This window comes from Corallococcus terminator, assembly GCF_003611635.1.
In the GTDB taxonomy this organism is placed as follows: Bacteria; Myxococcota; Myxococcia; order Myxococcales; family Myxococcaceae; genus Corallococcus; species Corallococcus terminator.
Genome location: NZ_RAVZ01000069.1, coordinates 1 through 14,520, shown reverse-complemented (window position 1 = coordinate 14,520; position 14,520 = coordinate 1). Strand labels below are relative to the sequence as shown.

Genomic DNA, 14,520 nt, shown 5'->3' with positions numbered 1-14,520 from the left:
CAGGCGAGCGCGCACCCTGAGGCTCCGAGCGCGACGAGGTGCCAGCGCGGCGCGCGCCGGGGAGGTGTCCGACGAAGGGGTTTCACCCGGGAAGTGTGTTGCTCGCCCTGGCGGGCCATGTAGCGGGCTCCCAGTCGCTCCAGCACGAGGAGGTTCGAGAGCTGGATCTGGCAGCTTGTGCAGTCTGGAAGATGATCCCGGAAGGCGTCAGCCGCTGGAGGGGACAGCTCTCCGTCCACGAAGGGCACGATGTTGTCGCACAGGGTGGACATGTCAGTGATCTCCAGGGGCGAGGAATGGTGCCAGCATGCGCAGGAGCTTCTGGCGCGCATCACTCAGTCGCTTGCCCACGGCGCCAATGGGAATCCGCTGGGTCTCGGCGATCTCGTGGTATCGCTTGCCTTCAAGCCTCAGCTTGAGGGTGTCGCGCAAAGCCGGACTCAACCTCTTCATGCTTTCGGCGAAGGTCTCGTCCGAAATGCTCTCAGAGAGCCGCGTCGGGTCGGATGGCTGTCCCAAGGTCAACCTCTCCAGGGTCGGGTCCACGATGCCTTGCTTCTCGGACTTTCGCTTGCGGCAAAGGTCGATGAAGCGGTTCGCCATGATGGTGATGAGCCATCGCTCGCGTTCTTCGCGCGGCAGCGCGTGAGTCGCGAAGGCCTTGAGAAACCGTTCGGAGGCCTCCTGTACAAGGTCATCAGAATCCGTTGGATCCTTGCAGATGTTGAGGGCCTGCCTGAGCAGCCAAGGCCGGATCTCCCCAATAAAGGATTCGACCTGGGGGTCCACGCTCCTCCTCGTCGTGCTGGTTCGGTCGGCCATGGCGTCTCGTTCGACCAGTTCAACGTGAGGGGCGGACTTTATTACCTGGGGATTTTTCGCCCAGGGTTTTTGTGACGCGACGCGCCACGTCCAGGCAGGTCGGTAAGAAAAGCCCGTCCTTTTCGTTGTGGGGGAACAAGGCCTTTTCAGCCCGGGGAGTTCCCACCTTGAAGCCGGTCGGTCAGCCGCTGGAAATCATCCTGACGTTCACCTGCACCGAGAAGGTCGAGGCCTTCAGTCCCTTCCCCTGGAAGGAGAGGCAGTATTTGGTGGAGGTGGGGAAGGGTCGAAGCGCTCCTGTCAGCTTTGACTGGAGCAATCAGGAGATCCGCAATGCGCTGGAGTTCTGGGACAGACTTGAGCCTGGGTCAAAGGTGATGGAGGGCCTCGTTCGATGCCTGCAAGACTTCCTGAGGGGCTCGGATTGGCCTGCGGCAGAAAAGCAGATCGAAGATGCCCTGAAGGCGAGCCCACCGCGCCCTGTTCACCTCGTCATCCAAACGAAGAACGCGGAGGAGTTGAACTACCTCCCCTGGGAACTGTTGAGGCTGCGGGGATCGGAGAAGCGTCTGGTGGCGCTGGATGACTGCCATATCCAATATGAGTGCCTACCAAGTCCTCCCCGGGACCCTCTCCGTCCACTGACAGGTCGTATCCTGTTCGCCTATTCAAGTGCCGGGGGCGCCGTACCAGCCAGCGCCCACATCAATGCCATTCGCGACGCATGCGATGGGACACAGATACTCTTCGATCCGAAGCAGGATGTGCTCTCTGAAGTATCGCGCGCGAGCTTGGTGAGGAAGTTGGAGGAAAAGGACCGTCCCGTGACCGTCCTCCACCTGCTCTGCCATGGGACACGGGTGGGCGGTAGCGCGTATGGACTGTCATTCAGCTCGGTGGACTCTCCTGCGGAATCGGAGCATATCGACGCGCGCGAATTTCAGGACCTGATTTTCTCGGGACGCCGAGCTTCGTCCTTGCGGCTGGTCACGCTCTGTTCTTGCCAGGGAGGAGATTCGGGCGAACCCGCGAACCTCGTGGGGAGCATGGCCAGCATGCTTCACAGTCGAGAGATCCCCGCGGTTATTGCCTCACGAATGCCCTTGATGTGCGAGGGCTCCGTCATCCTCACGGAGGTCCTCTATGACGGGCTCCTCCAGCAACGCAAGAACCTGCGCACCGCTCTCTCCGAAGCGCGGAAAAAGCTTCGCACCCAGACGAAATACAGGGACTGGCTATCGCTCCAACTTTATGCGCGTGCCGGTGATGAGACGGCGCTCACCCCCTTCACCAAGCCTCCCCCTGTCTCGGGTCCCTCCTTCCGGAAGCTCATCCTCATCCGCCATGAGGCCTATTCCCGGGTTGCGGTGGATCCGGAACCCGCAGACGCGCCCGCGCTTTTCAATGACCGGCAGGCCCATGTGATCTCCATCGACCAGACGGCGTTGCTAGAGCAGCGCGAATGGAAGAATCTGCCGGAGGAAGTAGCGCGGCTCTCCGCGCCAGACGGAACTCTGCGGATGGCCTACTCGGAGCGAGACGCCGACGTAGGGTACTACGGCTTCCCCTATGTGCCGCTGGCGGCTCTGGCCGGGTTCCTGGCGAAGAGCCGTGATGTGCACGTCTTCGAATACGTATCGAACCGGTTCCAGTGGGAAGCCGGAAACGAGACGTTCCTGTCCACCCTGGAAAGCGACGTCCAGCCACGCGAGTCTGGAGATACCGCGCGATTGCGCCTTTCGGTCTCTGCACCCGTGAGCCTGGAGGACTGCAGACAAGTGTTGCCCGATCCTGAGGTGGCGCTTGACATGCACTTCTCACTGCAAATGCCCAAGCGGGGAAGTGTTCGTCAGGAAGAGCAACTCAAGCTCTACGTGCAAAAAATTCAGGACGCGCTGGACCAGTACATTTCCGGAAGTCCTCTTCGGCCCTTGCGGAGCATCCATGTCTTCGCCGCCGTTCCGGTGAGCGTGGCATTCCTCCTGGGAAAGGTACTGGCAGCGACATGGCTTCCCGAGTGCTTCATCTACAACTACGGACGAACCGAGCGGCCAGCCTACAAATGGCGACTGAGCCTTCAGGCTGCCGCCCAGGGCAAGCGTTCCGTCAAGATCTTCAAATAGACAAGGAGGCAGTCCCCGTCATGGCCAACGTCCAGAATCAGCTCATCGAGTTCGACAAGAAGATCCGTCTCGGCTGGAACACCGAGGGAAAGACGCTGAGGGAGAAGCGAGACATCATCCTGGAGAAACTCCGCACGGGGTTCGCAGAGATGCGCAAGGAGGGCAAGGAGGTACCGTCCTTCTCCGACTTCAACCAGGGTAGCTACCAGATGGACACGGGCATCTGGCCTGCGGACGGGGACTACGACATTGACGTGGGGCTTCGCTTCAATTGTTCCAAGGGGGACTACGAGAACCCCGCCGACCTGAAGATCCTGGTGGCTGATGTCTTGGAGGGCCACACGGTGCTGGGGACGAAGGTCAAAAAGTCCTGTGTCACCGTGATTTACCGGCTGGATGGAGAGCAGGCTTACCACGTCGACCTGGCCGTCTATGCCTATGAGGATCCCGACAGCAGCCAGAAGCGACTCTTCCTCGCGAAGGGCCAGCGTGGCTCCGACGAGGATAACCGGTGGTGGGAGGAGTCGGATCCCCAGGGGCTCACCACCTGGGTGGAGAACCGCTTCAAGGACGAACAGCGCGCGCAATTCCTACGGGTCATTCGGGCACTGAAGCGCTGGAAGACGGAGAAGTTCAAGACGGATGGAAGCAATGCTCCTTCCGGCATTGGACTTACAGTGGCGGCCGGGATGTGGTTCCAGCCCGAGGTCCACGTCGACGCCTACGCGGGGCGGACCAACGTTGACGACCTCAGGGCCATGAGGACCTTCGTCAAGAAGATGGTGGAGCAATTCCAGTGGATCGGCGTGAACGAGGAGGACAACTCACCGCTCTACCGACTCACCGTGCAGGTTCCCGTGGCGCCGGGGCTCGACATCTTCGAGCGGATGTCGGACGGGCAGATGACGACCTTCCGAGACAGGCTCGTCCAACTGCGAGACCGTTTGGAAGAAGTGACCAACGAGCCCGACACCGTGCGAGCGTGCCAGTTGATGCGTCAGCACTTCGGTGAGGAATTCCCCGTCCCTGACAAGAAGGACACTGGCAGCGGAGGAGGCCGGGCCATCGTCTCCAGTGGAATATCAGCGTGATCCAATGATAGCTCAATCCATATCGATGATGCACGAAGAGACACTCAGGCGCATCGACCTGGGCGGGGTGCTGAAGGACTGCCAAATCTGGTGGCTCCCAGCGGGAGCGCCGACGTCCGAACCGCGCGCTATTCATTGCACGCTCTCGGGGCGGATGGTCGTGGCAGGACACACGGTCCATCTTCAAGTTTCGCTTCCGACGGAGTTTCCCCGGTGTCTGCCTGAAATTGAGGTTCTCGAGATGTTTCCCCCCGTGGGGGAGCTTCCGCATCTGTCTGCGCAGGGGCAAGGCAAGGTGTGTTTTCCTCAGGATGCTAACCTGCTGGACGCCGACGAGCCCTACGCCATTGTCCTGGACGCACTGGCGTTTACCCGAAATCTGCTGGAGCGCATGCTTCCGGACTCCAAGCGCGCATCTGAGTTCGCGAGAGAAGCCTTTGTCTATTGGGGGCAAATGGCTCAGCGAGGTGTTGAATGTGTCGTCACCCTAGGAGAACATCCGGCACCAATTTGGGTCCTATCAAAAGGCGATGAACTTCGGGCTGTCGTGGATGATGTGGCCGAGTATGTCGCATCGCGCGCACCAGGCGGGATGGAGGGGCTGGAGTCGAAGTTCGCCCTTTACCTTCCGCTTGGTGCGGAGCGAGTAGCGTCAGGCTTCCATCCGAGAGAACTGGCGACTCTTGACGGCCTGCGCAAGCATGTGAGGGCCCTACCCGAAGAGGACCGAATCAGGCTCTCCCTTCTGCTGGGGCATGTGCAAGGGACTGAACTATTCGTTGTGGTAGGGCTGCGACGGCCTCAAGAAGAGCGGGCGCTCCTGGGCCTTCGAATTTTTGATATTCAGGGTGGGCATCCTTTGGAAGATGTCCAGGCATTGGCGCGTATTGAGCCCGTCCTCCTCCGCCGTAGAGACCATTCCTTCCTTGCTCCTCGGGGAGGAGCTGGAAAAGGCCTCCGGTCGCGACGCGTGCTGCTCGCGGGATGTGGTGCTGTTGGCGGGTATATCGCTTTCTCGCTGGCTCGAGCAGGCATTGGCGGCATCTCCCTCGTGGACCCAGACTTGTTGGCATTGGAGAATACGTATCGGCATGTCTGTGGGCTATCCTGGGCGGGGATTAGCAAGGTCGTAGGGCTTCAGTGGGAAATTGAACGCGCTATTCCTTATGTTTCGGTCAATGCATATCGAGGCCGGTTCGAAAGGCTGCTCGACAGCAACGCTTCGCTGCTGCTGGAGAACGACTTGGTTATCTCCGCGATGGGGCATCCGACCATGGACCTCGATCTGAATAAGCGCGTCTGGTCGGACACCAAACATCCTCCGGTCATTTTCACCTGGCTGGAGCCCTTGGGAGTAGGTGGCCACGCACTACTAACCCACCGCAGCAAGCCGGATGGCTTCCCGCGCGGGTGTCTGAAATGCCTCTACAGTCGTCCGGTGGAAGGGGGCGCGATCCAGAATCGTGCGGCATTCGCGAGCCCAGACGCTGTCTATACGCGCGACACGTTGGGGTGTGGAAGCCGCTATCTCCCCTTCGCGGACCTGGATGCGCAGCGTACTGCAGAACTGGCCACCCGGCTGGCCTTGCGAGCGCTGCGCGGCGAGGTCTCGGATGCGCCACTGCTGTCATGGAGGGGAGAGCGCAAGCCATTCGAGGACGAGGGTTTCTCCGTGACAGAGTTGTTCTCGAAGGCGCTTGATCCCTTCGGATACATTCGCGAGGACTGTCCGATATGCAGTGGGAAGTAAGCCCTGGCGCGGGGAGCGTGTTTCGGGCAGGGGACGGCGTGGTGAAGATCGACTCCGCGCCGCTCATGCGGATGCTGGAGTTACAGCAACTGGAGCCGCATCAACTGGAGGCCGGGGGCATCCTTCTGGGACGGCGCATCCTGAACAGCCCGGACGTTGTGATTGATGAAGTGACCTGCCCGCTGCCAGGAGACAGGCGCCGACCGCTGTCCTTCTACCGGGGGCGGGCCCGGCACCAGCAGGTCATTGACGAGCGGTGGAAAAATTCCGGGGGTACGTGTCTGTACCTGGGCGAATGGCACACCCATCCGGAGCCCATTCCGTCGCCCTCCCTGGTCGACCTAGGGGACTGGAATCGTCGCCTGCGCGAGGATCGGTTCGAGGGTTCGTCGCTCTTCTTTATCATCGTCGGGACTCACGGAATATGTGTCTGGGAAGGGCGCCGAGACTCTCGCGAAATCATCATTCTGTGTCAGAGGTGAATCATTCATGAGTGCCGATGAGTCAGGCGGGGTATATGGCGTCCAGGGGCATTTCGAGACATTCTATCGAGACCATGTTCGTCTGGGAATGGAGCTGAAGCAGGAACTCGCGAATCATCGGGATGCATGCCTCGGACTGCTCGAAAAGGGGCTTCGCAAGTTGGGCGAGAAGCGCCGCGGTCCGGCCGGCTATCCTGGGTATGTGCGGAAGCTCAATCAGGGAAGCTATGCGATGCATACCCTGAACCAGCATCGCAGGAAACAGTACGATATCGACGTCGCAGTGATCTTCAAAAAGGAAGACCTCCCGAACATTGCTCTGCGTGCGCGACAGCGCGTGGCCGAGGCTTTGCGTGCCTCGCTGAACAACTTCGCCACCAAGCCAATAGCGCGGACAAATGCCGTGACTGTCTGGTACACGCAGGGAGAGCACGTCGACCTTGCGGTCTATCGTGAGTCTCGGGACTCGAAGGGGAGGCCTGTCCTGGAGCATGCAAGTGCCCAATGGCGGCCCCGGGACCCCGAAGCCGTCAATGCATGGTTTGAACAGCGGAACCAAGGCCAGAGCCCGGTCGGCGGGCACGTTGGTCCTGGACAGTTTCAGAGAGTTGTCCGCTTGCTTAAGGCCTTCGCGCGCTCACGTGTGTCATGGGAACTGCCGGGAGGAATGATTCTTTCCGCCCTGGCCTCCGAGGTCTACCAGCCTGATCCAGAGCGTGATGACGCCGCTTTCTACAAGACCCTTGTCGTCTTGCAGGCACGTTTAAAGGAATCGCTGGAGGTCCGATCTCCTGTCGCCGTTGACGAGAGCTTGACTTCAAGACCGCAAACGCGTGCTCAGGTGGGGAGGCTCCTTGAGAAGCTGGACTTCGTCCTTCCTCAGTTGGAGGTCTTGAAGAGTTCCGTTTGTCTCGAAGCACGCGCACTTTCCGCCTGGGATCAGGTGTTCAACCACCCATACTGGAAGAAGCAGGCGGCGCAGGCCAGGATGATGGCGGCGCGCGAGTCCCCGGCCCCTTTGAAGTTCCGGATCAGTCATGCGAGTTCCATGGCTGGGCCCGTGACGCGTGTCTATAAGGACAAGACACTTGTTCCTACCGGGGGCTGGCTCCGCTGCTCACTGAAGAAGAGGTTCGAGTTCACCGCGCCCTTTCGAGTGCATTGGCTCGTTCGGAAGGCGGGGGTGGCTGCATCCGGTTGCGATGCGCCATGGCGAAGTCAGGATGGTGAGGGCAAGGATTTCTGGCATGAAGCAGGCCAGTCAGGTCGGTACTCCATCATTTGTTCAGTTATCAAGGATGGCCATGTGGTGGCCCGGGGCGTCAGGCATGTACGTGTGTCTGGAGGGTAGGACCCGTCGGAAGCATTCCCAGGGAATGCCGTGCTAGGTTCGTCCTGCCGCCGCATTCGCGAAAGGATCGCCTGCCATGCTGTCGCTGGTCGCCGCCGTCCTGCTGGCCTCACTGCCCACCTCTTCCTCGCTGTCCCTGGTGTCACCCGCGCCGTCCTTCGATGGACGCCCCCTGTCCGCGCGGCTGCTCGTGGCGCAGTCGCCCACGGGCTTGGAGCTGGAGCTCTTTCCCGCAGCGCCGTTTCAAGACAACGATGCTCGGGACAGCCAGGAGATGGGCACGGACGAAGGTCTGGATGCGCGCATCCAGGAACTGTCGCAGCGGGTAAGCCTGCTCCAGGGGGAGATCAACTCCATCCGTCTGGGCCGCCCCGCTGGCTACAAGGTGATGACCATCATCGGCTTCGTCCTCGCCCCGCTGCTGCTCATCGGGCTTCCCTTCATTGCCGCAGGTCTGGACACGTCGGGAGACACGGGGGCCGTGCTCATGGTCGCGGGTCTGATCTTCGCGGTGCCAGGCACGGTGGGCGTGGGACTCATCATCGGGGGCTTCAGCGGTGGCTCGCGGGCAGCCCAAGCCAAGAAGGGCCGGCGCGACGCTCTCATCGAAGAGCGCACCCTGCTGGAAGAGGAGCTGCGCGATCTCCAGGCCCGCCGCGAGAGTGTGCGCACCCTTCGGTGGCAGCCTCGGCCCGCTGTGCCCCTCCTTGCCGTGCGCTTCTGACGGCGGCGCGAAGGACCGCGATCCGCGTCCAGGCGTCCACACGCGGGAACCGCTTTACTCCGGACGCACGCACCCGTCCGCGTGCGCCGGGGGCGATAGCCGCCCCCGGCGTCTGCCTTCCCGGACGTTATTCGCTCAACCCCGGTGGGCAGGTGAAGCTAGGCGGCGCGGACCAGAGTTGGGCGAGGCCGGTCTGCTCGATGGCGGAGAAGAAGATGCGGTTGCCCGAGCGGACGAACGGCTCCTGCCTGGGATTCGAACCCCCCAGGACCACGACGTCCGACAACTGCCCGGTCGTCGCCACGGTGCCCCGGGTGAACCAGGGCATGGAGACCGCGTTGATGGATTGGTGGAACAAGACGACGCCCCCGCCGGTGGCGAACACGGGGGACTGGTTGTAGTCATCCAGGGCCAACGTGCGGGAGAGCTGGCGGGTCCCCGCGGCGGTTCCATTGTTCGTCCACAGCGAGACCTCCTGGCGCAGTCCGTCCGGGCCAATCAGGGCCACCGAGAAGTAGAGGCTGCCTCCGGAAACGGTCGTCCGCTGCACCTGCGGCAACGGGTCCCCCGGGTTCCGGGGCAGGGTGGTGATGAGCGTCTTGCCACCGCCGCCCAATGACAGACGGTCGATGCGCAGCCGGTTCGTCGGCGGCTCCGAGGACGCCAGGTAGACGAAGGAGCCCAGCGTCCCGAGCAACTGGACGGGCCTGCCGAACGCTTCCAGCCGGAACGTCCCCCCCGCCGTGCCATCCGTCTTCCAGACCTCGTGGTTCGGGCCGTCCTGGAAGATGAACAGGCCCGGGCTCCCTGCCAGGCTCACCTCCGTGATGCGCACCGCTCCCGCATCCACCTGCTTGAGGGCGCGCGTGCCCGCGCTCGTGCCATCGGTGCGCCACAACGTGGTGCTCCCGCCCTGGGAGCGGAAGAAGAGCAGGGCGTTGCCGACGTGCAGGGTCTGGCCCTGGGCAAGTCCGAGCACCCCGGGAAGCTGCGCGACCCGCTGCGTGCCCGCGCTCGTCCCATCCGAACGCCACAGCTCGGGCTGCCCTCCCGGCGGTACGTGGAAGAAGACCAGCCGGCCACTGATGTCGGTGAGGCTGAACAGCGTGGCGGGCCCGAGGTTGCTGTCGCGCGGGAAGGACCTGAGGAACCGGGTTCCACTGGACGTCCCGTCGCTCAACCAGAGCTGTTCCGTCGTCGTGCCCAGTTCGGCGAGCTGGAAGTAGAGCGTGTTGCCCACCGCGGCGGTGTCCCCGGGCGCGTAGATGCCCGTCGGAAACACCCTCACCTGGACGGTGCCCGCATCCGTGCCATCGCTGCGCCACAGGATGGTGCCGCCCCCGGGGGCGCCGGTGGTGAAGTAGAACGTCCCCTGCACATCCGTGGGATTGGCCAGGGTGGAGTTGATGGCCTTCACCCGTGACGCCACCCCGACGGGGCACGCCTGGGCCGTCACCTCACGGGCGTCCTCCACCCCCGGGGTGGTGGTGGGAAGCATCTCTCCCCCACATCCGGCCACCACCAGCCCCAGCCACCCCAGGGCACTCCAATTCCTGACATGCATTGTCTTCTCCTTCCGGCGCGAAGCGTCCGGAAGGTCGCGTGCAGGCAATTGACTTTCAAGGAGCACCCCGAGGGGGTGCGAGTGTTTTAGGACGCCGGGGTGTCCGCGCTCCCGGTACAGTGCCGGCCTGCCTTCCTCGCTGGAGAAGCGCGATGTCCCGAACCCTGCCGCGTCTTGCCATTGGCTGCTTCTTCGTCGCCGCGCTCATCGTGACCCCGTGGGTCTGGTCCTCCAGAACGGCGGAGATGCGCCCCACGGAGCAGGACCGTCGGTGGGTCACGGACCGGCTGGACGGCCGCTGGGAGGTGCGCTTCATGTCGGGGGGCAGCGCCACCTGGGACCTGACGGTGGAGCAGGTTGGTCCTCCCATGAGGACCTTCTGTGACGACGAGCTGTACTCGGCCTGGCGCTGGGTGAACTCCGCGCAGGCCTGCGGCACTTCCGGGACAGGAAAGGCCCGGCGGGCCTATTCGGTGATGGTGGCCGTGAAGTCTCGCTCGGAGACGAAGCAGCTCGATGGATGGTTGCGTGGCGTGTTCACCGCGCTCCAGCGCCCCGAGTCTCCCGATGACATCCACTTCACCGTCCAAGGCGGACTGGACGCCATCTTCCATGGGACGCTGGAGGCGGACGGCACGGTGATGCGGGGGCCCGCGCTGGACGGCCCCCTGTCGGGTCTGGGCACCTTCGAGGTTCGCAAGGTCGCGAACCTCCCGCCGCCAGCGGCGCTGGCGGTGCCTTCGCCGCGTTAGGTCTTCGCGAGCTTCTCGCCCACCGCGGACAGCAACTGGTCGAAGGACTCCTCGAACAGGCGGATGCCGTCGGTGGACAGTTGGTCCGTGACGCTCTTCATGGAGATGCCGGCGGTCTCCAACTGGCGCATCGTCGCCTCCGCGCCCGGCAGGTCCTCTTCCAGGCTCGGGCGCACCTTGCCGTGGTCCCGGAACGCATCAATCGTCGCGGGCGGCATGGTGTTCACCGTGTCCTTGCCGATGAGCTCCTCCACGTAGAGCACGTCGCGCAGCTTGGGGCTCTTGGTGCTGGTGCTTGCCCAGAGCACGCGCTGCACCTTCGCGCCCTTCTTCGCGAGCGCCTCCCACCGCGCGCCGCTGAAGACCTGCTTGAAGGTGCGGTAGGCGAGCTTCGCGTTGGCGATGGCCACCTTGCCGCTCAGGCCCTCCAGCGCCTTCTGCTGCTCGGGCGTGGCGCCCGCCTTCAGCTTCTTTTCAATCTCCTTGTCCACCGCGGCGTCGATGCGGCTGATGAAGAACGACGCCACGCTCGCGACGCGGCTCACGTCCCCGCCCGACGCGGCGAACTTCTCCAGGCCGGACACGTAGGCCTCGGCGATGGCCTTGTAGCGCTCCTGGCTGAAGAGCAGCGTCACGTTGACGTTGATGCCTTCGGCGGTGAGCTCCTCGAAGGCCGGCAGCCCCTGCACCGTGCCCGGCACCTTGATCATCACGTTGGGACGGGCGAGCGTCTTCCACAGCCGCCGCGCCTCCTCCAGCGTGCCCTCCGTGTTGAGCGCGAGCCGGGGTGACACCTCCAGCGACGCGTAGCCGTCCTGGCCCTTCGTCGCCTGATAGACCGGGGTCAGGATGTCGGCCGCGCCCTGGACGTCGCGCACCGCCAGCTTCTCGTACAGGTCGTTGCCGTTGATGCCCTTGCCCTTCGCCCCGTCGAAGAGGTCCTGGTAGTCCTCGCTGCCCGACACCGCCTTCTGGAAGATGGTGGGGTTGGAGGTGAGGCCCTTGAGCCCGTCCTCGTCGATGAACTTCTTCAGGGTGCCCTTCGTGATGTAGCTGCGCTGGAGATTGTCCACCCAGAGGGATTGGCCAAGCTCGGCAAGCTGTCGAAGCGGATTCATGGGGTTCTCTCCGGCGGGGCGCGAAGGCTCCCGGATGGCGTTCTCTGAAAATGACCACGTCCCGCCCCCCATGTCCGAGCAGGCGGGCAGGCACTCGCGGATTCTGCCTGGGTCCGGGGCCGGCAGGGTGGACCGCTTCTCCCAGGGCGGGTCAGTCAACACAGTACGGAGGGCACCGGTGTGCCCCCTATTTCCGGGAGCGAGACGATGGCGGACACCTTGGCGGACCTCGCGGCGCAGTTGCGCATCGACAGCATCCGCTGCACCACGGCGGCGGGTTCGGGCCATCCCAGCTCGTCCATGTCCGCCGCGGACATCCTGGCGGTGCTGTTCCAGAAGTACCTGCGCTTCGACTTCCAGCAGCCCAAGGCCCCCCACAACGACCGCTTCGTGCTCTCCAAGGGGCACGCCTGCCCGGTCCTCTACTCCGCGTTCAAGGCGGCGGGCGCCATCGACGACAAGGAACTGCTGACGCTGCGCCAGTTCGGCAGCCGCCTGGAGGGCCACCCCAACCCGCACGTGCTGCCGCTCGTGGACGTGGCCACCGGCTCCCTGGGGCAGGGCCTGGCCATTGGCGTGGGCATGGCGCTGACCGCCCGGTTGGACCAATTGCCCTTCCGCACCTACGTGATGATGGGCGACAGCGAGACCGCAGAAGGCTCCGTGTGGGAGGCGTTCGACAAGGCCGGTCACTACAAGCTCGACAACCTCTGCGCGCTCATCGACATGAACCGCCTGGGCCAGAGTACGCAGACGGAGCTGGGCTGGAACGCGGAGGCGTATCTCGCCCGGGCCCGGGCCTTCGGCTGGCACGCGGTGGCCGTGGACGGACATGACCTGGGCGCCATCGACCGCGCGTTCGCAGAAGCCCAGGGCAAGAAGGGCCAGCCCACCTGCCTCGTCTTCAAGACGGAGAAGGGCCACGGCTACTCGCTCATCGCCAACAAGGACGGCTGGCACGGCAAGCCACTTCCAGAGGACAAGGCGAAGGAGGCCATCCAGGAGCTGGGCGGCCTGCGCGATGTGCGCATCCAGGTGAAGAAGCCGGAGGCGAAGAAGCCCTCCGGCCAGGACGCGGCCGCGCCGCTGAAGCTGCCCACGTATGAGGTCGGCCAGAAGGAGGCCACGCGCAAGGCGTACGGCGACGCGCTCCTGGCGCTGGGCAACGCGCGCCCGGACGTGGTGGCGCTGGACGCGGAGGTCTCCAACTCCACGTACTCGCAGGAGTTCAAGAAGGCGCATCCCCAGCGCTACTTCGAGATGTACATCGCCGAGCAGAACATGGTGTCCACCGCGGTGGGCATGGCGGTGCTGGGCAAGCGCGCCTTCGTGAGCACCTTCGCGGCCTTCCTGTCGCGCGCGTACGATCAGATCCGCATGGCGGCCATCTCCAACGCCACGGTGCACCTGTGCGGCAGCCACGCGGGCGTCTCCATTGGCGAGGACGGCCCGTCACAGATGGCGCTGGAGGACCTGGCGATGATGCGCGCGGTGGGCGGCAGCACCGTGGTCTACCCGAGCGACGCGAACCAGACCGCGAAGCTGCTGGCGCAGTTGGTGGAGCGCAAGGGCATCACCTACCTGCGCAGCACGCGGGAGAAGACGCCGGTGCTGTACCCCGCGTCGGAGGAGTTCCCCATCGGCGGGAGCAAGGTGCTGCGGCAGTCCGACCAGGACGTGGCGACGGTGGTGGCCGCCGGCATCACGCTGCACGAAGCGCTCAAGGCGTACGAACTCCTGAAGCAGGACGGCGTCCTGGTGCGCGTCATCGACCTCTATTCGGTGAAGCCGGTGGACGTGAAGACGCTGCGCAAGGCCGCGCGCGAGGCGCAGGGCCGGCTCGTGGTGGTCGAGGACCACTGGGCCGAGGGCGGCCTGGGCGACGCGGTGCTGGAGGCCTTCACGGGGGAGCGCGAGCAACTGCCCACCGTGGTGCGCCTCGCGGTGAAGAAGCTGCCTGGCTCCGGCAAGCCGGCGGAGCTCCTGAGCGCGGCCGGCATCGACGCGGAGCACATCGTCGACAGCGTCACCTCGCTGGTGGAGGACTCGCCGCTGGACACGGAGGGCCGGGAGAAGCCGGAGGAGGGCACCTGGGGCCACACGAACGCGTGAGGCCTTGCGAGCCTGGGGCGCCCGGGGAAGGCGCCTCCAGGCCCGCGAACTATCAGGACTGTCCCGCCGCCAGGGCTTCCAGATGGGCGGCCACGCGCGTGCCGCCCATGGAGCGGGCGGCGGCCAGGACCGTGCTCCCGTCCGCGCTCCGGTGGTTCCGGTCCGCGCCGCGCTGGAGCAGCAGCTCCACCATCTCCAGCTTGTCGAACATGGCCGCGAACATCAGCGGCGTGCGCCCATCCGGGCCCGCGCCATCCACCCGCGCGCCCCGGTCCAGCAGCAGCGTGGCGATGGCGAGGTGGCCCTTGAAGGCCGCCCCGGCGAGCGGCGTCTGTCCGCCGTCGTTGGGCCGCTCCGGCTCCGCTCCACGCTCCAGCAGCAGCCGGGTGATCTCCGCATGGCCGAGGTAGCTGGCCAGCATCAGCAGCGAGTCCCCGCGCTCGTTGCGCACGCCCAGGGGCAGCCCGGCGTCGAGCAGTTGGCGCAACGCCTGGGTGTCCCCCGCGCGTAGGAAGGTGAAGGCGCTCCTCGCCTGCTCCTGCAGGGCGGCCTCGTCGAGGCCCGCTCCCGGCGGGGGGGCGGGGTGCTTCGGGTCGGTCGGGGTGCTCATGGGCGGGGGTCCTTCCTGGCT

Annotated in this window: 12 protein-coding genes; 8 read left to right on the top strand and 4 right to left on the bottom strand. The window is 64.4% G+C overall.

The window, feature by feature from the left end:
• Positions 1-273: 273 nt before the first annotated feature.
• On the bottom strand, positions 274-789 hold the full coding sequence (locus D7V88_RS12865) for an RNA polymerase sigma factor (RefSeq protein WP_158625074.1): 516 nt from the start codon (positions 787-789) through the stop codon (positions 274-276).
• A 200-nt stretch (positions 790-989) separates the two neighbouring features.
• On the opposite strand from D7V88_RS12865, the gene D7V88_RS12860 reads away from it, so the two are divergent.
• The 6 genes from D7V88_RS12860 to D7V88_RS12835 all read left to right on the top strand — a co-directional run bounded on the left by D7V88_RS12860 (position 990) and on the right by D7V88_RS12835 (position 8,343).
• Entirely contained in the window at positions 990-2,945 is a 1,956-nt protein-coding gene (locus tag D7V88_RS12860) for an SAVED domain-containing protein (RefSeq protein ID WP_120540929.1), read from the top strand.
• Between the two features lie 20 nt (positions 2,946-2,965).
• Positions 2,966-4,036, top strand: a complete 1,071-nt coding sequence (locus D7V88_RS12855) for a nucleotidyltransferase domain-containing protein (RefSeq protein WP_120540928.1) — start codon at positions 2,966-2,968, stop codon at positions 4,034-4,036.
• Between the two features lie 4 nt (positions 4,037-4,040).
• Positions 4,041-5,786, top strand: a complete 1,746-nt coding sequence (locus tag D7V88_RS12850) for a ThiF family adenylyltransferase (RefSeq protein ID WP_120540927.1) — start codon at positions 4,041-4,043, stop codon at positions 5,784-5,786.
• Positions 5,787-5,824: 38 nt separating this feature from the next.
• Positions 5,825-6,268 carry a Mov34/MPN/PAD-1 family protein gene (locus D7V88_RS12845; RefSeq protein WP_158625073.1) on the top strand — a complete coding sequence of 148 codons (444 nt, stop codon included), beginning with the start codon at positions 5,825-5,827 and terminating at the stop codon, positions 6,266-6,268.
• Between the two features lie 7 nt (positions 6,269-6,275).
• On the top strand, positions 6,276-7,619 hold the full coding sequence (locus D7V88_RS42580; RefSeq protein ID WP_147448709.1) for a cyclic GMP-AMP synthase DncV-like nucleotidyltransferase: 1,344 nt from the start codon (positions 6,276-6,278) through the stop codon (positions 7,617-7,619).
• Positions 7,620-7,695: 76 nt separating this feature from the next.
• Positions 7,696-8,343: a hypothetical protein gene (locus D7V88_RS12835; RefSeq protein WP_120540924.1), complete on the top strand. Its 648-nt coding sequence runs from the start codon at positions 7,696-7,698 to the stop codon at positions 8,341-8,343.
• Positions 8,344-8,470: 127 nt separating this feature from the next.
• Here the strand turns inward: D7V88_RS12835 and D7V88_RS12830 are convergent, their stop codons facing one another.
• The gene (locus D7V88_RS12830) at positions 8,471-9,907 is read right to left on the bottom strand and encodes a hypothetical protein (protein ID WP_120540923.1); all 1,437 of its coding nucleotides are present in this window, start codon (positions 9,905-9,907) and stop codon (positions 8,471-8,473) included.
• A 152-nt stretch (positions 9,908-10,059) separates the two neighbouring features.
• Between D7V88_RS12830 and D7V88_RS12825 the strand changes: the two genes are divergently transcribed.
• The gene (locus D7V88_RS12825; RefSeq protein ID WP_120540922.1) at positions 10,060-10,659 is read left to right on the top strand and encodes a hypothetical protein; all 600 of its coding nucleotides are present in this window, start codon (positions 10,060-10,062) and stop codon (positions 10,657-10,659) included.
• Here D7V88_RS12825 and tal read toward each other — a convergent pair.
• Positions 10,656-11,777, bottom strand: coding sequence for a transaldolase (tal, locus tag D7V88_RS12820; protein WP_120540921.1), 1,122 nt, complete (start codon positions 11,775-11,777; stop codon positions 10,656-10,658). The two genes, D7V88_RS12825 and tal, sit on opposite strands and share 4 nt — an antisense overlap.
• 207 nt (positions 11,778-11,984) lie before the next feature.
• Between tal and D7V88_RS12815 the strand changes: the two genes are divergently transcribed.
• The gene (locus D7V88_RS12815) at positions 11,985-13,889 is read left to right on the top strand and encodes a transketolase (RefSeq protein WP_120540920.1); all 1,905 of its coding nucleotides are present in this window, start codon (positions 11,985-11,987) and stop codon (positions 13,887-13,889) included.
• Positions 13,890-13,941: 52 nt separating this feature from the next.
• Here D7V88_RS12815 and D7V88_RS12810 read toward each other — a convergent pair whose 3' ends face one another.
• Positions 13,942-14,499, bottom strand: coding sequence for an ankyrin repeat domain-containing protein (locus D7V88_RS12810; protein WP_120540940.1), 558 nt, complete (start codon positions 14,497-14,499; stop codon positions 13,942-13,944).
• Positions 14,500-14,520 lie beyond the last annotated feature (21 nt).

Coding starts and splice junctions, on each gene's coding strand:
- D7V88_RS12850 (WP_120540927.1), top strand. CDS start 4,041: ATGATAGCTCAATCCATATCGATGATGCACGAAGAGACACTCAGGCGC.
- D7V88_RS12815 (WP_120540920.1), top strand. CDS start 11,985: ATGGCGGACACCTTGGCGGACCTCGCGGCGCAGTTGCGCATCGACAGC.
- D7V88_RS12810 (WP_120540940.1), bottom strand. CDS start 14,499: ATGAGCACCCCGACCGACCCGAAGCACCCCGCCCCCCCGCCGGGAGCG.
- tal (WP_120540921.1), bottom strand. CDS start 11,777: ATGAATCCGCTTCGACAGCTTGCCGAGCTTGGCCAATCCCTCTGGGTG.
- D7V88_RS12830 (WP_120540923.1), bottom strand. CDS start 9,907: ATGCATGTCAGGAATTGGAGTGCCCTGGGGTGGCTGGGGCTGGTGGTG.
- D7V88_RS12855 (WP_120540928.1), top strand. CDS start 2,966: ATGGCCAACGTCCAGAATCAGCTCATCGAGTTCGACAAGAAGATCCGT.
- D7V88_RS12825 (WP_120540922.1), top strand. CDS start 10,060: ATGTCCCGAACCCTGCCGCGTCTTGCCATTGGCTGCTTCTTCGTCGCC.
- D7V88_RS12835 (WP_120540924.1), top strand. CDS start 7,696: ATGCTGTCGCTGGTCGCCGCCGTCCTGCTGGCCTCACTGCCCACCTCT.
- D7V88_RS42580 (WP_147448709.1), top strand. CDS start 6,276: ATGAGTGCCGATGAGTCAGGCGGGGTATATGGCGTCCAGGGGCATTTC.